This is a genomic window from Pseudomonas sp. NPDC090752, assembly GCF_055584805.1.
The window spans coordinates 161,509-184,393 of sequence record NZ_JBVJLI010000002.1 but is presented as its reverse complement, the minus strand read 5'-3'; the positions used below and the strand labels follow the sequence as shown (position 1 = coordinate 184,393).

Below are 22,885 nucleotides of genomic sequence, written 5' to 3'. Positions count from 1 at the left end.
GTCTATGCTGGCCTCTTCGCGGGGCAAGCCCGCTCCCACAAGTACGCCACTGTTCAGAGGTTCAGTGGGTTACCTGTGGGAGCGGGCTTGTCCCGCGAAAGGGCCGGTCAGATCACTCTGAATGCTGAGCCTTGTGCTCTTGCCCTGCCAACAGATGCCGAATCCGCACTGGCACTCCCTCGGTCTGCAGCATCCTCACCCGCGCTTCGATCTTCAGCTCGCCACGGGTCACCCGATGGTGATGGCGCAGATGCTCCAGCCATGATTCCTCGAAGAAGAACTCCAGCCACAACGAAGGCTCCGCACTGTCACGCATCAGCCCCCACGACAGTGCGCCATTGCGCTTGCGCATGGCTTCGAGCTCCCGCGCGGCCTGCTGAAACGCCTCGGCCTTGGCCGGCTCTATGTGATATTCGACCGTGACCATCACTGGCCCGGCTTCATTGTCCATGTCGTCGCTCAACACCGGCACTGGCCAGTGCAGCGACGGCGTCAGCTCCTCGGCGGTGGTTTCCGGCAGCGTGACCTTGCAGGTCAGCAACGTCCCCAGCGCCAGGCCGCCTGCTGCGAGTAGCAGGCTCAAGGTGATCGACGCATGGCTGGCCACGCTGCCCCAGAGCAATCCACCACAGGCCATGGCGCCGAAGAAGATCAGGATGTACACCGACAATGCCCGCGCGCGCACCCAGGCCGGCACCGACGTTTGCGCCGCCACCTGCAGGTTGGACAGCACGGCAATCCACGCCGCGCCGCTGAGCAGCATCGCCGGCAGCAGCACATAAAAGTTGCGCACCAGCGCCAGGGCCAGCAGGAACAGTGCGTACAGCAGGCTGGCCAGCATCACCAGCCGATCGCGGCTGATGCGCTCACGCAGGCGCGGCAGCAAGGTCGCGCCGGCCACTGCGCCGATGCCGATTGCGGCGAGCAGAAGGCCGAAGTCGGCCGCGGTGCCGTGCATCTCGCCACGCACGATCAATGGCAGCAGCGAGGTGCCGGCGCTGGCGCAGAGGAAGAACGCCAATGCCCGCACCAGCACCGCCTGCAAGGGCTTCGAGCTACGGGCGAAACGCAGGCCGGTGCGCATGGCGCCGACGAAGCGCTCGGCCGGCAGCAGCGGCGCCTGCACTTCGCGCTTCCACAGCAACAGCACCACGATCACCCCGGCGAACGACACGGCATTCAGGGCGAAGGTCAGCCAGGGGCCGACCAGGCTCACCACCACACCGGCCAGGGCCGGGCCGATGGCGCGGGAGACATTGATGCCGACGCTGGAGATGGCCACCGCGTTGGCCAGGTCCTCCTTGCCCACCAGCTCCGGGGTAAGGGCGCTCCAGGCCGGCATCATCAGGGCCGTGCCGATGCCCAGCGCGAGGGTCAGTGTCAGCAGCAGGGGCACGTTCATCAGCCCCAGCAGGGTCAACGCGGCGAGCACGACGGCGACGGCCGACATCCACACCTGCACCAGCAGCAGGTAGCGGCGCTTGTCGACGATGTCCGCCGCCGCCCCCGCCGGCAGGGCCAGGAAGAACATCGGCAGCGCGCCGGCCACCTGGATCAGCGCCACATGCAGCGGGCTGGCCGATAGCGTGGTCATCAGCCAGCCGGCGCCGACTTCATGCATCCAGGTGCCGATGTTGGAGGCGATGGTGGCGATCCACAGCATGCGGAAGGTGGTGTTGCGCAAGGGGCTCCAGGCGCCGGAAGAGGGGGTGCTCATGTCAGAAGCTGCCTTTGAGTGGGTATTCGATGATCAGGTAGATACGGTCGATGTCGTCGCCGGCCTGGGCCTGGTTGGCGCGGTGGCTGACGTGGGAGAACGACAGGCTGAGGTCCTTGGCGGCGCCCGACTGCACCACGTATTTCAGGTCGATGTCGCGTTCCCAGTGTTTGCCGCCCTGGCCCTGTTGGCCCATGTAGGCGCCGCCTGCCGGTGCATGCGTGCCATCGATCGCACTGCCGCTGACGTAGCGGCCCATCAGGCTCAGGCCGGGTACGCCGAGGGTGGCGAAGTCGAGGTCATAGCGCAGTTGCCACGAGCGCTCGCCGGGGCCGTTGAAGTCGGCGTACTTGATCGAGTTGGCCAGGTAGATGGAGTCGCCGCCGACGAAGTCGAACGGGGTGTCACCTTCGATCTTCTGGTAAGCCAAGGTTACGGCCTGGGCGCCGAAGCGGTATTTACCCGCCACGCTGTACGCGAGGGTATCGATGGCGCCAGCACTGGCGTTGCCGGTGTCACGGGTCTGGTACAGGTTGCCGTCCAGGCGCCAGTTGCCCTCGGCCAGGTTCAGGTTGAGGTAGGCCTGTCGCCAGGTGTCCTGCAGCTGGCCGGCATACAGCGCGCCGCCAAACGGGCCTGCAGGCGCGAAGGTGGCGCCAGCCAGGCTGATCGCGCGGCCATGGGTGGTGGCACCGTAGCCGCTGAAGTCGTCGTGGGTCGAGCTGTTGTCCTGATTGTTGAACGCGGTGAAGCGGCCGGCCTGTAGACGCCAGTCGGGCAGGTCAGTGTTTTCCACCAACCAACCGGTGGCGTACTCCGGATGCAGGCGTTTGTCACCGGTGTCGAACACCGGGGTTTCCACGGTCATTTCGCCGTAGCGCAAGTACGTGTTGCCCATGCGCAGCTTGAGGGCGGCGCCGGCGCTGGAATAGTCGGACGCGGCCCGGCCATCGCTGTCGCGGGGCAGCAGGCCGGTACCCGCATGGCCACGACCACCGTCGAGCTTTAGGCCGAGAAAGCCGTGGGCGTCGATGCCGATACCGAGGGTGCCTTCGGTGAAGCCCGAGCGGATTTCGCCGATGAAGCCCTGGGCCCATTCCTGGCGATAGTTCTGCCCGCTGGCGGAAGGTGAACGGAAGTCGCTGTGCAGGAAATAGTTGCGGCTGAGCAGCGACCAGCCAGATTCTTCTGCCTGGCTGAGGACCGGGCAGAGGGCGAGGGTGGCGAGCAGGGCGCGGCCTGGTCCGTGAGTGGCGCGGATCATGGGGGCTCCGGGGTGAATGATCCGGGACTGTGGAGCAAGGGTAGGCCAGGGGTCTTGTAAGCGTGTGCTGGATGGACCGTCAAGCCATGTCGCAGGTGGCGAATTCCTCTGCCAGGTGATCGATCAATGACCGCACTGACGGCAACAACCCACGCCGCGACGGGAAGATCGCATGGACAATGCCGCAGCGCGGGTGCCATTCGGGGATCAGCTCCACCAACCGCCCCTCGGCCAGGTCTTCGCGCACGGCAACCCGCGGCAGGTGCGCGATGCCAACCCCGGCCACCACGAAGTGGCGCAGAGCGAACAGATCGTCGGTGACCATGCGCGGCGTGTGCGGGATCACGATGCTGCGGCTCATGTCCTCGCCCTGGAACAACTCCCACTGGTACTCGCGCTGGGCACTGCCCCAATGCACGCTGGGCAGCGTGCCGAGCAACTGCGGGTCAAAGCCTTCGGGCAGTTGCTCCAGGTACTGCGGCTGGCCCACCAGGCACTGGGTACTGTTGCTCAGCACCTTCATCACCATGTCGGTGTTCTCCAGTGGCGGGAAGCGCACCCGCAGCGCCACGTCGAAGCCTTCGTGCAGCAGGTCGACGCGGCGGTTGGTGCTCTCGATGAACAGTTCCACCTGCGTGTACTTGAGCATGTAGCGGGTGAGCATCGGCCCGACCCACGAGTTGAGCAGGGTGGTCGGGCAGCTGATGCGCACCAGGCCGCGCGGTTCGCTGCGGTTGCGCTCGATGATCTCCGCTGCGCCCTCGGCCTCCACGCGCATGGCCAGGCAACGGTTGTAGTAGGCCTGGCCGATTTCGGTCAGCGAGCAGTGCCGGCTGGTGCGGTGCAGCAGCCGCACGCCCAGGCGGTCCTCAAGGTCGGCGATGCGCCGGCTGAGTTTCGACTTGGGCATGTCCAGCGCCCGCCCGGCCGGCGCGAAGCCGCCGTGCTCTACCACCTGGGTGAAATAGTAGAGGGAGTTGAGGTCTTCCAATGATCGTTCTCCAGATGGAACGCTAAAGGCAATTTTTGCCGTCTACCGCCGCGATAGGGATGATTTTAATCTGTGCCCATCAACGCGAAACACCCCGAATTGCTGAAAACTTCTTAAATCTCTGGAGCGACGAACATGACCAAATTCAAATACAACCGCCTGAACAAAGACGACGCCGCCGTACTGCTGGTCGACCACCAGGCGGGCCTGCTGTCGCTGGTCCGTGACATCGAGCCGGACAAGTTCAAGAACAACGTGTTGGCCCTGGCTGACCTGGCCAAGTTCTTCAACCTGCCGACCATCCTCACCACCAGCTTCGAGCAAGGCCCGAATGGCCCGCTGGTACCGGAGTTGAAAGAACTGTTCCCGGACGCCCCTTACATCGCTCGCCCAGGCCAGATCAACGCCTGGGACAACGAAGATTTCGTCAAGGCGGTGAAAGCCACTGGCAAGAAGCAGCTGATCATTGCTGGCGTAGTGACTGAAGTTTGCGTCGCCTTCCCGGCCCTGGCTGCCCTGGAAGAAGAGTTCGATGTGTTCGTGGTGACCGATGCTTCCGGCACCTTCAACCAGATGACCCGCGACGCGGCCCATGACCGCATGAGCCAGGCGGGTGCGCAGATGATGACCTGGTTTGGCGTGGCCTGTGAGCTGCACCGCGACTGGCGCAATGACGTAGAAGGGCTGGCGGCGCTGTGCTCTAACCACATTCCGGATTATCGGAATTTGATGACCAGCTATAACGCGCTTACTGCGGGTAAGTAATAGCTAACAAGCTTTAAGTGAAAAGGCCGGTTCCCTTTGTGGGTGCCGGCCTTTTTTGTTGTTGTGCCGGCCCTTTCGCGGGATAAACCCGCTCCCACATGGACAGCGCTCAACTAAAGAGCGGTGATAATCCCGTGGGAGCGGCTTCAGCCGCGTAGAGGCCAGCACAGACCACATCAATTCACAGGCTGAGACTCAATCCCATCCAGCAAAGCCTCGACCACGCCTTCAGCCATTTCGATGGCATTGAGGTTGCTCCAGAACAGGCTCTTGCCCGTTTCGTCCAAGTGCTCAAGGGCTTTATAGCCAGACTCGTATGCGCCGCGCAGGTATTGGGCCACATGCACCAAGGCATCGTGGGCAGGGACGTTGGGGTTGACGGAGAAAAGGGGTGGATGGCCAGCGCCGCAGCGGTCGAACGCGCGGTGGGCAGTTGGGGGTAGGGGCGGATCGGGACAATCTTTTTCATAGTCAATTTCCGATAGAGATTGACCGCACCATCCGTTTCCACGCGAAGGGTGGCGGCTGTACGCGGGGTGGAAAGCCGGGCTATCGGAACCCCGGCAGGCCATTCGGCCTCCCGCGCACAGCTGCCATATCGACAGCCGTTCCAATAGCACCTCCCGGGTTTCCACGCCCGATCGCTGAACCGACAGCGACCGGGTCAGCCTAGAGAGCAGGCCTTCCCCGGACAATCAGACGGGCGTCGACACGGTTTGTAGGGTAATTCTTCAGCTATTGCGATTCCGTAGGACATGGTTCGCAATTTAGTAGGACGCTGCTGAGAGGCGGCTTATTGGGTCCGCTGGCGGCCCTTCGCGGGCAAGCCCGCTCCCACAGGAGGTGCGCAAGCTTGACTGGCAGCGAATAACTTGTGGGAGCGGGCTTGCCCGCGAAGGGCTGCAAAGCAGCCCTGTCTGTGAGAAGGGACTTGGAGAAATCTGACAATACGTTCAGACATCATGAACTGATATCCAGCGAGGAAAAGGAGGAGCATCAGGAAGCCATTCCAGGAGATTTCCCATGCCCCTCTTCAACCCACCGTCTCCAGGAGAGTCACTGCGTGAGGACGTGTTGCCCGCAATTTCAATGACCGTAGCGGATTTAGCGAACCTGTTAGGTTATCCAGATGACCATATGGCCGCTGTGCTCAATGGGCGTGCACCCATTTCCCTCGACCTGGCCCAAAAGTTAGAGGCCGCTGGCTTGGGCGCTGCCCGCCAGTACCTGGCTGAGCAGGCCGCCTATGATGAGTGGCAATCGCGTTAATCCGCATCCGAATCAAACAACCGCTCCAACTCCACCCGCGCCTCCTTCGCCGTCTGCATCACCTTGGCCCGGTCATCGCGCACGTGCCCCTGGGCCTCCAGCACTTCCTCGTCATGCTGGGCAAACCGCTCGATCCGGTCTGTCGCCTGTTCATCACTCAACCCCAGCCCGACCAGCGCCCGTCGGCTCATCTCCAGGCTCGAATAAAACGTCTCACGAATCGGCTCCGCACCCACATCCACAAGCTTGTGCACATGCTGCCGGTTACGCGCACGGGCCAGCACTTTCAGGTGCGGGTACAGGCGCTTGACCCGTTCCGCCGTGCGCGTGGTGACTTCCGGGTCGTCGGTGGTGATGACGAAATACTCCGCCTCACCGACCTTGGCCGCATGCAGCACCTCGGGGCGCAGCGGGTCGCCGTAGAACACCGGGGCCTGTTCGAACATGCGGGTCATCTCGATGGCATCCACCGAGGTTTCCAGGGCAACGAAGGGTATCTTCTGCGCCCGCAGGATGCGTGAGACGATCTGGCCCATGCGGCCCATGCCGACGATCACCACACGCGGGGTGCCGGCATCGATGGTCTTGTATTGCTCGGGCACTTCACGCGCCGGTTGCGGGCGCTTGAGGGCGCGGGCGCAGCCGAGCATCAGCAATGGGGTGATGGCCATCGACAGGGTGATGGTCATCAGCAGCAGGTCGTAGGTCTGGGTATCGAACAGCCCCTGATCCTTGCCCAGCTTGAACACCACGAAGGCGAACTCACCACCGGCAGCGAGGACCATGCCCAGGCGCAGGGCGCTGGCGCTGTTGAGGCCACCGGCCAGACGCCCGACGCCAAACAGCAGGCCCAGTTTGACCGCCACCAGCAGCAGGGTCAGGCCCAGCAGCACCAGCGGCATTTCCAGCAGCAGGCTGAGGTTGGCGCCCATGCCGACGCTCATGAAGAACAGCCCCAGCAGCAGGCCTTTGAACGGCTCGATCTGCGACTCCAGCTCGTGCCGGTATTCCGAGTCGGCCAGCAGCAGGCCGGCAAGGAAAGCGCCCAGCGCCATGGAAATACCGGCTTCCTCCATCAGCCAGGCGGTGCCGATCACCACCAGCAGCGCAGTGGCGGTGGACACCTCCGGCAGGCCGGTGCGGGCGACGATGCGGAACACCGGGCGCAGCAGGTAGCGGCCGCCGACGATCACCACGGCAATGCTGGCGAATACCTTCAGGCCATGCTCAAGGCTGTCGCCGTGGCTGGTGTCCGGGCCGCTGGCGGCCAACAACGGCACCAGGGCGATCAGCGGGATCGCGGCGATGTCCTGGAACAGCAGAATGGCGAACGCCAGGCGGCCATGTGGGGCATTGAGCTGCTTGCTCTCGGCCAGGCTCTGCAGGCCGAGGGCGGTGGACGACAGCGCCAGGCCCAGGCCGACCACGAGGGCCGCCGCCAGTGACTGGCCGAAGCCGAACAGGGCGATAGCGCCGATGGCGGCACCCGTCAGCAGCACCTGCGCGGTACCGACGCCGAACACCGATTTGCGCATCAGCCAAAGGCGCTTGGGCGACAATTCCAGGCCGATGATGAACAGCAGCAGGACCACGCCCAGCTCGGAAATGTGCGCCACGCTTTCGGTGTCGCGGATCAGGCCCAGCGCTTGCGGCCCGATGGCCACGCCGGCCAGCAAGTAGCCGATCACAGCTCCCAGTTGCAGGCGTTTGGCCAAAGGGACGGCGATGACGGCGGCGAACAGGAAAATCACCGCGGTTTGCAGAAGGCTGCCTTCGTGTGGCATTGGCTCGTACTCCATGAGCTGCCGGGGCAGCATTCGAACAGTGTGGCGGACAATTCTGGCGGCTACGGTCGCTTCAGACAATCTGGGCGGCTGGAGAAACATTGTCCTGAAAAAAGTGACAGTCAGCTTTCGCCAAACTGTGCCCGATACTGCGCCGGCGTCATGCCGATCCGCTCGCAGAACACCTTCCTCATATGCCGGTCGCTGCCAAACCCGCACTGCGCCGCCACCACCTTCAACGGCCGATCGCTGCCTTCAAGCAGTTTGCGCGCCTGGTCGATGCGCGCGTTCTGCAGGTACTGCAACGGCGTGATACCCACCTCGCGTTGAAAGCTGCGGGCGAAATTGCGCGCACTCATCGCCACCAGATCGGCCATCTTTTGCACGGTAAACGCCTGGTCGATATGGTCGACGATATAGGCCTGCACCCGTGCGACCGCCGAGCCATCGCGCGGTACCGCAGCCAGCAGCGGGCTGTAGGGCGTCTGCCCACCCTGACGATGGCGGGCCACCAGCAATACCTTGGCGACCTCCAGGGCCAGCGCCTTGCCGTAATCTTCCGCGATGATGGCCAGCGCCAGGTCGATGCCCGCCGTGATGCCGCCAGAGGTGATCAGGTCGCGGTCGACTACGTAGATCTGCTCGGTCTCGACCTTCGCCTCGGGAAACATGCGCGCCAGGCGTTCCACGTAGTTCCAGTGGGTGGTGCAGCGGTACCCGCCGAGCAAGCCCGCCCGGCCGAGTAGAAACACCCCGGTGCAGATGGCACCGAAGCGCTTGGCACTGCGCACCGCCTGCGGCAACCAGCGCTCCAAGGTGGGCAGGGCAACGTCATAGGCCCCCGGCCCGCCCGGCACCAGCAGCAGGTCGACGCTGGCCGGCAGGTCTTCCAGGCGCAGGTCGGCCAACACCTTCAAACCCGATGAGCCGCGAATGGCGCCTTGGCTTTCAGCGACGGTCACCAGCCGGTAACGCCGGTCTTCGGGGAGAAAGCGGTTGGCGATGGCGAAGGCATCCATGGGGCCGGTGACATCCAGCAACAGCACATCATTGAACAGCACCATGGCCACGGTGCGAGGAGCGCGATTTTCTTGCATGGCTCATTCGCCTGAAACTGAGTACGAGGCGCAGTTTAAGGTATCGCCATGGCCGAAGGGCCAGTACGACATAATTAAGAACTATTCAGCTTTGGCTCAGGACTTTGTCATGTGGGGCAGGCGAGACTTTCTGCATTGAACAGGAGAGTCGCCATGCACCCTGGCACACCCCACGACAACCCCCATGCCCCCGGCGCGCTGACCCCCGCACGCCTGCGCCAGGCCAAGGAGCTGATGCTGCGCAGCGCGCTGTCGATCATCGAGATCGCCGGGGTGTGCAACCTCACCCGCAGCCATTTCTCCCGTGCCTTCAAGGTCAACACCGGCCTGTCGCCGCAGGCCTGGCGCCTGCTCGCGCGCATGGAGAAGGCCAAGCGGCTGCTGGCCACCGAAGCGCCGATCACCCATGTCAGCCTGGAATGCGGCTTCTGCGACCAGGCCCATTTCACCCGCGCCTTCAGCCGCCTGGTCGGCCAGCCACCTAAGGCCTGGCGCCAGTCGGCGCGCCTCGACGCTCACCCTTAAGCCGTTTCTATCCCTCGGTATAAGCCCTTCAGGACAGTGCCGGGCCTTTATCCCAACCCAAGGAGTTACCCCCCATGAGCCAACCTGATTACAAGCGCCTGAACAAAGACGACGCCGTGGTCCTGCTGGTCGACCACCAGACCGGCCTGATCTCGCTGGTACAGGACTTCTCGCCCAACGAATTCAAGAATAACGTGCTGGCCCTGGGCGACCTGGCCAAATTCTTCGGCCTGCCGACCATCCTCACCACCAGCTTCGAGCAAGGCCCGAACGGCCCGCTGGTGCCGGAGCTGAAAGAGATGTTCCCGGACGCGCCGTACATTGCCCGCCCTGGCCAGATCAACGCATGGGACAACGAAGACTTCGTCAAGGCGATCAAGGCCACCGGCCGCAAGCAGCTGATCATCGCCGGCGTGGTGACCGATGTGTGCGTGGCGTTCCCGACACTGTCGGCGCTGGCCGAGGGCTTTGAGGTGTTCGTGGTGACTGATGCCTCGGGCACATTCAACGAGACCGTGCAGCAAGCGGCCTGGGTGCGCATGACCCAGGCGGGCGCGCAGATGATGAACTGGTTCTCGGTGGCCTGTGAGCTGCACCGCGACTGGCGCAACGACATCGAAGGGTTGGGCAACCTGCTGTCGCAGCGCATTCCCAACTACCGCAACCTGATGAACAGCTATTCGGCGTTGACCGCGCGTTGATGTAGTTCTGTGCCGGCCTCTTCGCGGGGCAAGCCCGCTCCCACAAGGCCGGCACCCCACCTTGTGGGAGCGGGCTTGCCCCGCGAAAGGGCCATTACAGGCTATGCAGGGCTCACAGGCAAACTGAACCTGATCCGGCACCCACCCAGCTGCGAAACCTGCGCGTGCAACTCCCCACCATGGGCCTGCACCACTGAACTGCAGATCGCCAGCCCCATGCCCAGGCCGCCGCTCTTGGTGGTGTAGAACGCCCCGAACACGCGATCGCGTTCTTCCGGCGCGATCCCGGGTCCGTTGTCGTCCACACAGATCTGCACCCGGTCATCGAGCACTGCAGATGAAATCTGCAACACCCCATCACTGCGATACCCCGACAGCGCTTCCAGCGCATTGGTGATCAGGTTGAACACCAACTGCTGCAACTGCACCGGGTCGGCCATCACGTTGACTGCCGCTTGCAACTGGGTCTGCACGTTCACCGCGCATTTGCCGGCATCCGCCGACGTCAGCCGCACCACTTGCAGGATCAGCTCATCGAGCTTGACGGCCTTGAGCTGCATCGGCGATTGCTTGGCCAGTGAACGCAGCGCCCGCACGATGTTGGCGGCGCGTTCACTGTCGTTGCGGATGTCTTCCAGGCCGGCGATCGCTTCGTCCAGGTCGGGTTGCTCGCGCTTGAGCCAGCGCAGGCTGGCCGCAGCGTTGGAGGCGATGCCCAGTAACGGCTGGCTGATCTCGTGGGCGATCGATGCCGACAGCTCGTTCATCACCTGCAGGTGCGCACTGCTGGCCAGCTCCGCGCGTGAGCGGCGGAGTTCTTCCTCCATCTGCGCGCGGGCCTGGTTATCCTCGGCCAGCCGCGTATAGAACTTGGCCGTCTGCAGCGACACTGCCGCCTGCGAGGCCAGTATCTCCAGCATGGCCAGGCGCTGGCTGCCGAACAGGTTCGGCACCAGGCGGTTTTCCAGGTAGACAAGGCCGATCAGCACACCTTGGATCACCAGTGGCAGGCACAGCACCGAGCGTGCATTGCGCGCGTGCAGGTCCTGGCGGAAGGCTTCCGGGCAGTCGCTGAGGGCGTCGTTGAGCACCAGCGGTTTCTTGGTGCGCAAGGTGGCGTTGATGATCGACAGCGGTGCCTGAGTGAGGAATTTCTGGCAGTTGTCCATGCGCACGTGCAGGCCGGTGTCGTCGATGTCGGCCAGGGCCGCCATCTGGAACTCGGCGCCGCTGACGATCAACAGGGCGCCATGATCGGCGCCGGAATGCTGGGTCAGGTGGCCCATGAGCGTTTCGATCAGGCCTTCGAGCAGCACTTCCTCGGACAGCGCCCGCGCCGCTTCGATACCGGCTTCCAGATCCAGCCGCGCCTGGCTGGAGGTGCGGTAGGTTTCCTGCACGGGCTGCGTGCGCAGGAACGGGTGCAGGGTCTCCAGCTGGCGAACCTTGCCGGTCGCGCCCCAGATATGAAAACAGTCGCGGGCGATGCGCAGGTGCAGGTTGGCGCCAGAGATCAGCCCGCTGGGGATACACACTTCGGCCAGCTGCTCATGGGCCAGGGCCTGCTCGTGGATGAAGCCGGCTGCGGTGGCGGCGATCTGCGCCTGGTCGAAACAGCGGATGGCGGCCAGGCCGTCGCCGTCGAGCTTGGCGATGACGCCCTCGATCAGCAGCAGCTTGTTGCGAAAGGTCAGCGGGTTGAAGTTCGCCCAGCCCGCGAAGCGCTCGCGTATGGCCTGCAGCGTAACCTGTTTGCTGGCGAGGCTGCCGGGGGCTTCGGGGCTGCCCAGGGTCAGGCCGTGGAACAGGTGGTAGTCGGCCAGGTTGATGTGCGCCGGTGCCGCCCAGGCGTGCTCGCCGGCGCTGGCCAGGCTGCGCATGGCCTGATTGATGTTGCCCAGATAGAAAGCCGACATGCCGCTGAACAGGTGTTTGAAAAACAGCGTCGTGTGCGACTTCACCTCCGCGGTCGAGCCTGACAATGGGCTGCCACGGAGGTTGGCGACGAACGCCTGCTGGGCCAGCAGGATTTGCTCAACATCGCTGTAGCCATAACGGCCTACAGTGGCCAGGCCTTGCACGACCTCCTCGGCCACTTCCTGCAGGTAGCGGCCCATGAACAGCGAGTCCGAGACCTGGTGGTTGCAGGCGTAGCAGCTCATGGCCAGGTCGCCGCTCAGGCGGCCGGAATCTATCGCCTCCAGCGCCGTGCGCCGGGCGAACTCCATGGGCGCGGTCCAGGCGCTGACCTGGTCGAGGGCGAGCAGCGCGCTGGTCAAGTCGGCCTCGAAGCTGTGCCGTTCGATCAGCTTGAGCGCTGCCAGGCTGTAGGCATGCCCGTCATGGTAGGCATCGAAGCGCTCCGCGATCATCACTCCGTACCAGGCCAGGCCGTAGGTACTGCCGGGCGCGACGCCATGGATCAGGGATAGCTCCATGAGCTTGGCCAGGTGCAGAAAGCCGATGTCGTCCTGCACGAAAAACGAGGACGAGAGGGTCGCCAGTAGGCCGATGGCAACCGTCACTTCTTTCGAGTCGGTGCGTGGCAGCGACTCCAGGCAGTGCCGGCCCTTCTGTTCGATCAGCGCCTGCACGCGGGCATGGCTGGCCTCGACCTGCGCCTGATCAATGCCGCGGGAGAGGGTGATGCCCAGCAGCTCGAGGCCGCTAACCGCTGCATTGATGGCCGCTTGATAATCGCCTTGCATCGTCTGCAGACGTGCCTGCAGACGGCAGACCCTGGCCAGATCCAGCGCCGTGCGCGCCCGTTGCCGGCATTCGATGATGCGTGCTTCAGCCTGGGTTGTGCGCGACAGCTGCATGTCGCACTCGGCCGCCATGCAGGCGATGGCGAAGGCGTGGGTAGCATGGGTGCCGGGCGCGGCAGTCAGGCGTAACAGGTGATCGGCTGTGTTCAGGTAGCCGGCGGTCTGGTCAACGGCGCCGTTGTCGCGAGCGCGCAGTGCGGCGTCGCACAGCAAGGGCAGGAACACCTCGCAGTCCTCGGCGGCGATGGCCCGTGGGCTTGCGCGCTGTAACTGGTTGGCGATCGCGAATACGCCATCGCGCGGCTCGTTTTGCCAGGTGTGGTGCATGGCCTGCGCAATGCGCGCATGCAGCAGCGCCCGCTCACGTTTTGGCGTGAGTTCGTAGGCGGCTTCCTGCACGCGGTCATGGGCAAAACCCAGTCCCTTGCGCCCAGGCAGCAGGAAGCCTGCGGTGATCAAGGCCTTGAGTGGCTCGGCGGGCAGGGCCAACAGGCGCTGCAGCAATCGCTCATCGCAATGGTTGCCGATGGCGCTGGCCATGCGCAGCACATCGCGTTGGGCCGCCGGCAGGCGCGCCAGGCGCTGGACCATCAGGTCGGCAACGTTGTCGGCATAACGGTGGCGCGCCACCGCTTCCAGTGACCAGGTCCAGCACATGGCATGGGTGTCGAAGGTGAACAGCCGATCCTCGACCATGGCGGTGAGAATCTGATTGATGAAAAACGGGTTGCCGGCGGTCTTGGCGTGTACCAGTTCGGCAACCTGCAATGCGGCATCAGGCGGCGCATGGTAGCGCTCGCCAATCAGCTCCATCACGGCGCCAACGGTGAGCGGGCGAAGGCTCAAGGTGGTGCTGCGAATGGCCGCAGGGGCGCTGGCGGCGGTGCTGCAAGGCGCCGTATCGTTGCGCTGGGCGACGATCAGCAGCAGGTTGTGCGGTGGCTTTTCGAGCAGCTCCGCCAGCAGGTGGCGTGTGGCATCGTCGGCCCATTGCATGTCGTCGAGGAACAACGCCAGCGTGTGGCCGGGGCGGCTGAATACATGAAGAAATTCGACAATGGCCCGCAGCTCCTTCTGCAAGGCCAGGCGTGTGGGTTTTTCCGGTAGTTCAGGCAGCGGGCCGGTGATCAGCTTGAGGTCCGGGGCCAGCTTGCCCAGCAGCCGGCCCCGGCCTTTGATGCGGCGCAGGATCTCGCGGCGCAGCGCATCCAGGTCCTGGCTGTTCTTCGCCAGCAACTGGGTGGTCAGCGATTGCAGGATTTCGATCCAGGGCCCGTAGGGCACGGCCTGTTCAGGGCTGATGCACTTGCCGGTCGCCCAGTAACCGTCAGCGCCGGCCTTCAGCGCGGTATCGACCAGGCTGGATTTGCCCATGCCGGCGGCGCCATGGATGAACAACGCCTGTGCCGTGCCGCCGCGCCGCAACGATTTCAGCAACAAGGCGATGGCCGTCAGTTCGGCGCTGCGGCCATACAAGCGTTTGTGGCTGGTCGCAATGCTGTCGGCGCAGCCCGGCTCGAAGGGTTCGATGGCCTTTTTCGTGGCCCACTGCCGCTGGCAATGGGCAAGGTCGATGGCCAGGGCTTGGGCGCTCTGGTAGCGCGCGTCGGGCTCTTTGGCCAAGGCCTTGGCGAGGAGGCGGCTGAGCGGCAGTGGCACCTTGTGGTCGATTTCGTCGGCAGGCCGGGGTTGCACCCCTGCATGCAACTGCCGCCAGTGCAGTTTGTCTCGCCCGTTCAGCGGCAGCTCACCCAGCAGCAGCTGGTAGAGGATTGCGCCGAGGGCGTAGATGTCGCTGCGTTGATCGCTGCTGCTGCCGTGGGGGCAGATCTGCTCGGGTGCCAGGTATGACCAATTACCGATCAGTGCATCCTGACCGCTGACCAGCTCGGCACTGTCGGCACGAAAGCAGCCCAGCCGGACGCGTTGTGGCTGCTCGATGCACACGTGCTCGGGTTGCAGCGCGCCATGCAGCACGCCGCCTCCATGGGCCTGCGCCAGTGCGTTGGCGGCGTTCACGGCCACCTCGAAAAAGGGCTCCAGCGCTGTGGGGCCCTGGGCAATCAGGTCGGCGACGGAGCGGCCGGCCGGGTACACCAGCAGCGGGCCTTCGGCCGAACGCAGAAAAGCGGAGGGGATCACGGCCCACTGTGGGTCCAGCGGCAGGCGGTAGTCGCGTTCGAGGCGTTGGCAGGCCGCCGGGGCTTCGACCGGTGCGCGCACGGCCAGCCAGGTCTGCCGGGTGAAAGGGTCACGCAGGCGGAAGTAGGTGAGGTCACCTTCCTGGCCCAGTTGCGTGATGTCGCACCGGTTCAACCAGCCCTCGTCGATCGACTGATCGTAATCGACAGGCCTCTGCGCAAGGCGTTCATCGAGCATCCGGCACCCCCTGGCAGCGACATCATGAGACGCGAGTATACGCAGCGGGTCCTTGAATGCTGGCGCGTGCAGACGGCTTGGCAGGAACGGGTACCATCTTGACCGTTATGGTACCCAGCAGAAAAGCGGGCGCTTGTATCCTAAGGCCAACCTATCCCACGGGATAATTGTATCAATGCGTGTGCTGGCCTAGATTGCACAAGGCCGCGCAACCGCCCGCGCCTGCGAGAGAAGTCGATGATCCGATTAGGCAATGCCCAGGTGTCACTGGAGCGGCGAGAAGCTTTGCTCGATGGCAAGCCGATCCCGTTGGGCGGGCGCGCGTTCGAGGTGCTGGCCACGTTGATCCGGGCCAAGGGCCGGGTGGTCGCCAAGGACGAGCTGTTCAGCCAGGTGTGGGCTGGCACGGTGGTCGAAGACAACAACCTGCAGGTGCAGGTTTCGCTGTTGCGCAAGGCCTTTGGCAACCCCGGCCTGATCCAGACAGTGCCGCGCCGGGGCTACCGGCTGGCGGTCGATATCACCCTCGACGTGCCGTGCATGGCGCCCAGCCAATCACTGCTGGGTAATCTGGCCGAGGTCATCGAACCTGTTGGCGACTGCACGAGCGTGCCGGTATTGGTAGTCGATGATGACCCCTCGGTGCGCACAGCCCTGGGGCGGCTGTTCCGTTCACAGGATATCGCCCACCGGCTGTATGCCTCGGCCGAAGAACTGCTCGATGGCCAGGTCGACACGCCCTATGCCTGCCTGCTGCTGGACATGAACCTGCCTGAGGCCAGCGGCCTTGAAGTGCAGGCTGCCCTGCACCGGCTCGAATTGCCGTGGCCGATCATCTTCATGACCGGCCACGGCACTATCCCGATGACGGTGCAGGCCATGCGCGCCGGTGCGGTCGAGTTTCTGACCAAGCCTTTCGACGAAACCCAGCTGTTGGCAGTGCTCGATGCAGCGCGCGCGCGCGCCCTGGTGCAAGGCCGCAAATGGCACCACGGGCGGCAGGTGAAGGAAAAATACCAGCGCCTTACCCAGCGGGAGCGCCAGGTGTTCGCCCTGGTGGTGGATGGTTTGTCGCACAAACAGATTGCCAGGCAGATCGGCACCAGCGAGGTGACGACCAAGGTCCACAAGAAGAACATCATGAACAAGATGCAGTCCCGCTCGCTGGTCGAGCTGGTCGCCATGCACCACCTGATCGCCACACGCGCCGAGGGCCAAGGCGCCGCATGAACAGAGAGGTGTGCATCGTCGACGACGATGCTTCGGTGCGCAAAAGCCTGGCCAACCTGCTGCGTTCGGCCGGTTTCGTCTCGTTGCTGTTCGCTTCGGGTGAAGAGCTGCTGGCGTCGGACCAGGCGCCTGCCGCGGGGTGCGTGCTACTGGACCTGAAGATGCCGGGGTTGACCGGCCTTGAGGTACAGCGAGAGCTGGCGCGCCTGGGCTGGCGGTTGCCGGTGATCTGCATGTCGGCGCATTGGGATGACCTCGCTATGGAGGCATCGCTGCACCAGGGGGCGGTGGCTTGCCTGGGCAAGCCATTCAGCGAAGAGGTGTTGCTGAAAGTGGTGGAAGAGGCACTGGCTGGACGGTAGGCCAGTGCATTTCGCACCGACCCTTTCGCGGGACAAGCCCGCTCCCACAGGTACACCACAGCCTCTGTGGGAGCGGGCTTGCCCCGCGAAAGGGCCAGTAGTTGCAACGCTCAGCCTTATGCGAACAGATCCACACCCAGCTGGAACGCCACCCACAATGCCAGCCCGGTCGCAAACGCCAGCGCAATGTTTTCGAACAGGTTGTTGCGATACTCCTTGCTCAGCAGCGACTTCTGGTTGGACATGATCAACAGGCCCAGAGAAATCACTGGCAAGCCAATGATGTTCAGCGCACTCACGCCAATGGTCAGCGTCACGAAGTCGGGCATGCCGGGGATGGACCAGACCAGCGGAGTGACCAGGATGAACAGCATGAACCACTTGTGCATCGGGTCTTTGTGGAACTCTTTACCGTAGCGCTCGCGCCGCTGCGGCTGTACATGCTGGAAGGCATCGGTAATCAGCATCGGGAACGCTGTGGTCTTGCCGGAGATGCTGGCGAACAGCGTGGCGAACACGCCGATGAAGAAGATGTACCAGCCGATCGGGCCAAAGAATATTTCCAGCGCCTTGCCCAGGTCGCCGAGGGTCTTCACTTCGATACCGTTGGGTCGCAGGATTTCCGCGCCGACAATCCAGATCGCCAGGTTGATGATGATGCCGATGAACACCGCGAACAGCAGGTCGTTGCGCTGGATGCGTTTGTGTTGCGGGCCGACCCAGCCTTTCTGGCGCATCACGTACGGGTGCACGAAGTTGGCCACCGAGCCTGCCACCGCACCGATTACCGACACAGCCACCAGCAGGGCGCCGTGCACGCCTTCGTCGGCGGGAATGCTGAAACCGATGGTGCCTTTGACGATGCCGGCGACATCGGGGCCGGACATCACGGCCAGGGCCAGGAAGGCCAGGGTCATGACGGCCAGCAGGATTTTCATCACGCCTTCGATCATCGCGTAGATGTTGCGCCCGACCAGCATCCACACTGCCAGCACCACGGCTATCGAACACAGCAGCGGATAGTCGATGCGCAGCAGCATCGCCAGCGCTTCGCCTGCGCCCTTGATCATGTAGGCGTTCATCAGATGACCCATCAACAGCGCATAGCCCAGCATGAACCAGGCGAACACTGGGTGCAGTTGCGCGTAGCCCTGGAGGATGGTCATGCCTTGGTTATTGCACAGCTGGAAGCGGGCAATGATGTTGACGATCAGATACCTGAGCAGCAGCGAAACGGCCAGTACCCACATCATGGCGTAACCGTAGTTGGCGCCGGCTACGGATGAGGTTATCAGATCACCTGCGCCAAGCCAGGACAGTACCGCGATGATGCCAGGGCCCAGCAGCTTTATCAGCCGTGTGACGCGGCTTTGAGAGGGTGCGGCAGCACTCCCCTCGGCCGAATGAATGCTCGACATGGGATGTCTCCGATTATTGTTCTTGTTGAAACGTGCGCAGTCGAACACAGTAGATAGGATGTCGTACAACTACATTTTATATGAAGATATTTCAAAGTGTTTCAGGGTCCATTGTAAAAGGCCGCGAGTGCGGCCTTTTTTCGATCTTGCGTGGGTGTCAGTTCTGGTTGGCTTGCGTGGTGTCGGGCTGATAGTACTCAATGGTGCGCACTTGGCCCGTTGTGTCTCGGTAGGTCATTGTGGCGGTACTGGTGTGGCCTTGAGTGGTAGCTGAAGGCTCCAGCCTGATCACTTGGGCGATATCCAGATCCATGCCATAGCGGTAGGGCGCTGCTTCGGTGGGCTGGGCAAACGCACCTGCGCTGGTGCCGAGCGCGAGGGTGAGGGCGAAAACGTTGCGAAGGGTCATGGTCGTTCTCCAGATTCAGTCAGGGGTGTCGACGATTGCTTGCTGTCTGGAAGTAATATTGCGCTCAATTATTTTGGGCGCAAAATACATTGCTGCTATGACTTTCATCGAGTGCGTACATTGCTGTGCCGGTGCAGCGAAGAGAGTCTCTGACGTCAGGGGCTGCCCGGCCGGTACTGCAGCGCTTCGGCCAGATGCGCCCGGCCAATCGACCTGACGCCTTCCAGGTCTGCCAGGGTGCGCGCTACTTTCAACAGCCTGTGGGCAGCGCGCAGGGACAGCGTCAGCCGCTCGCAGGCGCTTTCCAGCCAGGCCTGATCGACCGCTGCAAGCGGGCAATGTCGGCGCAGTCCTTCAAGGTCGAGAAACGCATTGGCGCAGCCTTGGCGACGTTGCTGAACTTCGCGCGCTTCAGCGACCAAGGCAGCCACAGCGGCACTGGTTTCACCACTGGGCTGATGGTTGAGGGTAGTGGTTTCACGCGCCACGGTCAGGTGCAGGTCAATGCGGTCGAGCAGGGGGCCGGACAGCTTGTTACGGTAGCGCGCGATCTGCTCTGTGCTGCAGCGGCAGCGGCCGGTGGGGTCGCCGAGGTAGCCGCACGGGCACGGGTTCATGGCTGCCACCAGTTGGAAACGCGCCGGAAAGCGCACTTTGTCTCGGGCCCGGGCGATCACGATTTCGCCGGACTCCAGCGGCTCGCGGAGCACTTCCAGCACGCGACGCTCGAACTCGGGCAACTCATCCAGGAATAAGACGCCATGGTGCGCCAAGGTAATTTCACCCGGCTGCGGTCGGCTGCCGCCGCCGACCAGGGCTGGGCCTGAGGCCGAGTGGTGAGGATGGCGAAAGGGCCGTTGCGGCCAGCTACTGAGCGGGGTGTGACCGCTGACTGACTGAATTGCCGCCACTTCCAGTGCTTCCTGTTCATCCAACGGCGGCAACAGGCCGGGCAGACGGCTGGCGAGCAGGGTCTTGCCGGTGCCCGGTGGGCCGGTGAACAACAGGTTGTGCGCACCGGCCGCGGCCAGCAACAACGCGCGTTTGGCGGTGATCTGCCCCTGTACTTCACTCAAATCAGGGTAGGGCGGACTTTGCAGGATCAAACCATTGGCGGCAAAAGGCGGTAAAGGTACTTGGCCGTTGAGGTGTGCCACCAGCTCAAGCAAATGACCCACCGCATACACCACCAGCCCGCCCGCCAAGCTCGCTTCCTCGGCGTTTTCACGTGGTACCACCAGTGCCCGGCCCGCCTCGCGTGCTGCGAGTGCGGCAGGCAGCACGCCCTGTACCGGGCGCAGGGCGCCGGAAAGCGCCAGTTCGCCCAGGCATTCGAGGTCGACCAGGCCCGCCAGCGGTACTTGGCCGTCAGCGGCAAGAATACCCAGGGCGATGGCCAGGTCGTACCGCCCGCCATCCTTGGGCAGGTCGGCGGGTGCCAGGTTCTGGGTGATGCGCCTTTGCGGGTAATTCAGCGCAGAATTGACGATGGCACTGCGCACCCGGTCCTTGCTTTCTTTGACAGTGGTTTCCGGCAGGCCAACCAGCGTGAGGTGGGGCAGGCCGTTGGCCAGGTGGGTTTCTACGCTGACCGCAGGCGCCTGCACGCCCATTTGGGCGCGGCTATGGACGAGGGCAAGGGACATGGGCACTCCATTGTCGCTGATGTGTGCCGCTTCCTGCGGCTTGGGCAAGCTTAGCGAATGGGGCGACTGCGGCCGCAAGAAGAGTGCGTCTTTGTTTTTCAGGTCAGGGATTTCCCCTGGTTGTTCATACATTTCGGCAAATAATGGATCCAATATCTTTGCGCGATGCAACGCTATGGCTTAGTGTTCAAGCGTTACTGCCCTTGCCATGGGATGGCAGCGCGGCTTCTGAAAATGGACTTAAGGTACTGCCCGTGCAAACGCTCACTCGCACCCGCCAGCAGATCCATGAACGGCTGCAGGCCAATGATTTCGCTGAACTCAACCGTTTCTTTGATGCCCTCCAGGCGCATTGGCAGCAAACGCCGCCTGGGGAGTGCCCGGCTTATCTGGAAGCCGTTCAGGGGCACATGCTGGTCGATTGGGATGTCGACGGCAGCAAGGCGTTGACGCAGCGGCTCAGGACTTGGATCGACGCCTGCCCAAAGGCCTACCACCCGCAGGTGGCCATGGGGTTTCACTGCCTCAACCGTGCATGCCACATCCGCGGGACGCAGGCGGCCAGTGAGGTCTGCGCAGAGCGCTGGTTGGCCGCCGAGCAGGCATGTGAGAAGGCGGCGGCGCACTTTTTGCGGGCCATGCAGCGGTGCCCGCAACCTGTGGCGGCGGCAATCGGCTTGTTGCGGATCAGCGCGCATTTCCGTGAGCCGGGTTGGCTGGTCGAGTTGTTCAATGGCCAGGTGGCGCGGTCTCGGCCCAGTACCCATGCCGATGTCGAAGTGCAAGAAGCCGCAGCACCTTGGCTGGTGAGATATGGCCTGGCGCCGTTGGTCGAGTTACCGCACGTGTTGCCAGCGTGCCTGAGTTCGCGCGCCACCCAAGAGCGTGCCGAGGATTACTGGCTGCGTCATGCATTGGCCTGGTTTCCCGGTTGCTTCGAGGCGGTTGAAACCTACGCCAGCTACCGCACACCTCGCTGGGGGGGAAGCTATGAAGCCATCGAGGCGGTTGCTGGCGGGCCCTTGTGCCAGGGCTGGAGCGAGAAGCTGCGTAACGCGATTCGCTGGCGGGCACTCGAAGATCAGTTCTGGCTACCTGAAGGCGGTGAGTCGCAGCAGACTGCTGCATGGCAGCGTCTCTTCGATGCATGGGCCAAACGCCCGCTCCGACCCAGGGAACACGCCACGATGCTGGCCCACCGTGCGGCGTTTCGCAGCACCTCGCTGCATGACCCCCTCGGGGCCATGCAAGACTTCGTAACCAGTGTCGGACTTTATCCTGACCAAGGGTTCGTTCCGGCCATCGGTGAGCCATTTCGCAGTTTTGTCTGTCTCGTGCTGTTTCACGACGTGCAGGATGATACGCACGCGTTTCGTATCGCCATCGAGCGGCTGTGCGATAACCGCAGGCAAGCGGCGGCCTGTGCGTTGCGGGCCGTGGGGCACCGGTTCGGGCTGTGGGGCTTTGTCCAATGCGACGAACAGGCACGTACCTGGTTGCACGCTGCGGTAAAACGCCAGTGTGGGCGAGAGGGCATGGGGTTTGACGTCATCGAGGTACCGCGCCTTTTGTGGGCGGCTCAACAGTACGAAGCGGCCTTTTATCTTTATGAGCAATGTGCCGAGTGGAAGCTGCCAGATGCCGCGGCCTCGCTATACGCCCTGCACAGCGGTCAGCTGGAAGCTACGCCGGCCCACTACCTGGATGCTGGGGCGGCGGCGGATTGGTTGATGCGTGCCGTCGAGTCAGGCAGCCAGATGGCCAAGTACGACCTGGCCTGCCAGCGCATGCGCGATGACGAAGACCTGAGCGAGCGCAGTGCGATGTTGGCGGTCAGGCGCTTGCTGCTCGACTGCCTGGGGAATGAAGCGTTCGATGCCCAGGCGCGCCTGCAGGTGGCCATTCTGCAGCGCAAGTTCGGTGATTCGCGCGAGCGTGAAGAGGCGGTGGCTTACTTGCTCGAACTGGTCGAGTTCCCGGATTGCGGCATTGCCGCGCGTGCCAGCGCCGAACTTGGCCTGGCCTGGATGCACGGGCAAGGTACACGCAAACAGAGCCGCTTCGCGGCTATCGAGTGGGCCAACCGAGCGGTCGTGCTACAGCCGGGGAATTCGGCCATCGAAGCTATTCAGGTCGAAATTCGCAATTCGCACAACCTGTTCAAGACACTGTTCACGGTGTGTGGAGCCGCGTTGTTCCGCGGGGACCTGCACGCCAATGAACTCCCGCCCAAGGTGAACGGCGCAGACCATGATCGACTGCGCGCCTCCGCCTGAGCGCAGGCGCGTGCACCTTACTCCTGCGCCGCTGGCGCCAGGCGCGCCTCCAACTCGGCAACTTGTTTCTCCAGGGCCTCCAGGCGGGCACGGGTGCGGGCCAGAACGACCATCTGGCTGTCGAATTCTTCGCGGCTCACCAGGTCAAGCTTGCTGAAGGCACCCTGCATCAGCACTTTGAACTGGCTTTCCAGTTCGGCGCGGGGTTGGGCGGTGTCGCCGCTGAACAGGCGCGAGGCCTGGTCACTCAGGGCGTCGAGAAGGGCTTTGGGCGCGAGCATGTT

General features: G+C 63.5%; 18 protein-coding genes. 7 read left to right on the top strand and 11 right to left on the bottom strand.

All coding sequences use genetic code 11. The annotated features are described in order from the left end of the window. Window positions 1-112 precede the first annotated feature (112 nt). The 3 genes from ACZ6YA_RS03850 to ACZ6YA_RS03840 all read right to left on the bottom strand — a co-directional run bounded on the left by ACZ6YA_RS03850 (window position 113) and on the right by ACZ6YA_RS03840 (window position 3,972). Window positions 113-1,717: an MFS transporter gene (locus ACZ6YA_RS03850; protein WP_465895578.1), complete on the bottom strand. Its 1,605-nt coding sequence runs from the start codon at window positions 1,715-1,717 to the stop codon at window positions 113-115. A 1-nt stretch (window position 1,718) separates the two neighbouring features. Beyond that, window positions 1,719-2,981, bottom strand: a complete 1,263-nt coding sequence (locus ACZ6YA_RS03845) for an OprD family porin (protein ID WP_465895576.1) — start codon at window positions 2,979-2,981, stop codon at window positions 1,719-1,721. Between the two features lie 79 nt (window positions 2,982-3,060). Next, window positions 3,061-3,972, bottom strand: coding sequence for a LysR substrate-binding domain-containing protein (locus tag ACZ6YA_RS03840; RefSeq protein WP_465895573.1), 912 nt, complete (start codon window positions 3,970-3,972; stop codon window positions 3,061-3,063). Window positions 3,973-4,107: 135 nt separating this feature from the next. On the opposite strand from ACZ6YA_RS03840, the gene ycaC (ACZ6YA_RS03835) reads away from it, so the two are divergent. Then, entirely contained in the window at window positions 4,108-4,737 is a 630-nt protein-coding gene (gene ycaC, locus ACZ6YA_RS03835) for an isochorismate family cysteine hydrolase YcaC (protein WP_465895570.1), read from the top strand. Between the two features lie 176 nt (window positions 4,738-4,913). On the opposite strand, the gene ACZ6YA_RS03830 is transcribed toward ycaC (ACZ6YA_RS03835), so the two are convergent. After that, window positions 4,914-5,213 (bottom strand): DUF3077 domain-containing protein, encoded by a 300-nt coding sequence (locus tag ACZ6YA_RS03830; protein ID WP_465895928.1) that lies wholly within the window; start codon window positions 5,211-5,213, stop codon window positions 4,914-4,916. A 547-nt stretch (window positions 5,214-5,760) separates the two neighbouring features. Between ACZ6YA_RS03830 and ACZ6YA_RS03825 the strand changes: the two genes are divergently transcribed. After that, the gene (locus tag ACZ6YA_RS03825) at window positions 5,761-6,006 is read left to right on the top strand and encodes a HigA family addiction module antitoxin (protein WP_465895568.1); all 246 of its coding nucleotides are present in this window, start codon (window positions 5,761-5,763) and stop codon (window positions 6,004-6,006) included. On the opposite strand, the gene ACZ6YA_RS03820 is transcribed toward ACZ6YA_RS03825, so the two are convergent. Next, window positions 6,003-7,790 (bottom strand): monovalent cation:proton antiporter-2 (CPA2) family protein, encoded by a 1,788-nt coding sequence (locus tag ACZ6YA_RS03820; RefSeq protein ID WP_465895567.1) that lies wholly within the window; start codon window positions 7,788-7,790, stop codon window positions 6,003-6,005. The two genes, ACZ6YA_RS03825 and ACZ6YA_RS03820, sit on opposite strands and share 4 nt — an antisense overlap. Before the next feature lie 122 nt (window positions 7,791-7,912). Then, window positions 7,913-8,887: a GlxA family transcriptional regulator gene (locus ACZ6YA_RS03815; protein WP_465895566.1), complete on the bottom strand. Its 975-nt coding sequence runs from the start codon at window positions 8,885-8,887 to the stop codon at window positions 7,913-7,915. A gap of 153 nt (window positions 8,888-9,040) precedes the next feature. On the opposite strand from ACZ6YA_RS03815, the gene ACZ6YA_RS03810 reads away from it, so the two are divergent. After that, window positions 9,041-9,412 carry a helix-turn-helix domain-containing protein gene (locus ACZ6YA_RS03810; protein ID WP_465895564.1) on the top strand — a complete coding sequence of 124 codons (372 nt, stop codon included), beginning with the start codon at window positions 9,041-9,043 and terminating at the stop codon, window positions 9,410-9,412. A 74-nt stretch (window positions 9,413-9,486) separates the two neighbouring features. Continuing rightward, a complete protein-coding gene (gene ycaC / locus ACZ6YA_RS03805) occupies window positions 9,487-10,113 on the top strand; it encodes an isochorismate family cysteine hydrolase YcaC (protein ID WP_465895563.1) in 627 nt (208 codons plus the stop codon). Window positions 10,114-10,214: 101 nt separating this feature from the next. Here ycaC (ACZ6YA_RS03805) and ACZ6YA_RS03800 read toward each other — a convergent pair whose 3' ends face one another. After that, complete coding sequence (locus tag ACZ6YA_RS03800) at window positions 10,215-15,260, bottom strand: trifunctional serine/threonine-protein kinase/ATP-binding protein/sensor histidine kinase (protein WP_465895561.1); 5,046 nt, start codon at window positions 15,258-15,260, stop codon at window positions 10,215-10,217. 237 nt (window positions 15,261-15,497) lie between these two features. Between ACZ6YA_RS03800 and ACZ6YA_RS03795 the strand changes: the two genes are divergently transcribed. Beyond that, the gene (locus ACZ6YA_RS03795; RefSeq protein WP_465895560.1) at window positions 15,498-16,490 is read left to right on the top strand and encodes a response regulator; all 993 of its coding nucleotides are present in this window, start codon (window positions 15,498-15,500) and stop codon (window positions 16,488-16,490) included. Then, window positions 16,487-16,852, top strand: a complete 366-nt coding sequence (locus ACZ6YA_RS03790; protein ID WP_465895558.1) for a response regulator transcription factor — start codon at window positions 16,487-16,489, stop codon at window positions 16,850-16,852. Before ACZ6YA_RS03795 ends, ACZ6YA_RS03790 begins: the two co-directional genes overlap by 4 nt. A 116-nt stretch (window positions 16,853-16,968) precedes the next feature. On the opposite strand, the gene ACZ6YA_RS03785 is transcribed toward ACZ6YA_RS03790, so the two are convergent. From ACZ6YA_RS03785 to ACZ6YA_RS03775, 3 genes are all read right to left on the bottom strand, one after another. Beyond that, window positions 16,969-18,270 (bottom strand): Nramp family divalent metal transporter, encoded by a 1,302-nt coding sequence (locus ACZ6YA_RS03785; protein ID WP_465895556.1) that lies wholly within the window; start codon window positions 18,268-18,270, stop codon window positions 16,969-16,971. Between the two features lie 157 nt (window positions 18,271-18,427). Further along, window positions 18,428-18,679, bottom strand: a complete 252-nt coding sequence (locus tag ACZ6YA_RS03780) for a DUF2790 domain-containing protein (RefSeq protein ID WP_465895554.1) — start codon at window positions 18,677-18,679, stop codon at window positions 18,428-18,430. Between the two features lie 155 nt (window positions 18,680-18,834). Further along, window positions 18,835-20,325 carry a YifB family Mg chelatase-like AAA ATPase gene (locus ACZ6YA_RS03775; RefSeq protein ID WP_465895553.1) on the bottom strand — a complete coding sequence of 497 codons (1,491 nt, stop codon included), beginning with the start codon at window positions 20,323-20,325 and terminating at the stop codon, window positions 18,835-18,837. 254 nt (window positions 20,326-20,579) lie between these two features. On the opposite strand from ACZ6YA_RS03775, the gene ACZ6YA_RS03770 reads away from it, so the two are divergent. Then, the gene (locus tag ACZ6YA_RS03770; protein ID WP_465895551.1) at window positions 20,580-22,601 is read left to right on the top strand and encodes a DUF4034 domain-containing protein; all 2,022 of its coding nucleotides are present in this window, start codon (window positions 20,580-20,582) and stop codon (window positions 22,599-22,601) included. 17 nt (window positions 22,602-22,618) lie between these two features. Here the strand turns inward: ACZ6YA_RS03770 and ACZ6YA_RS03765 are convergent, their stop codons facing one another. Further along, the gene (locus ACZ6YA_RS03765) at window positions 22,619-22,882 is read right to left on the bottom strand and encodes an accessory factor UbiK family protein (RefSeq protein WP_465895549.1); all 264 of its coding nucleotides are present in this window, start codon (window positions 22,880-22,882) and stop codon (window positions 22,619-22,621) included. Between the last annotated feature and the right edge of the window lie 3 nt (window positions 22,883-22,885).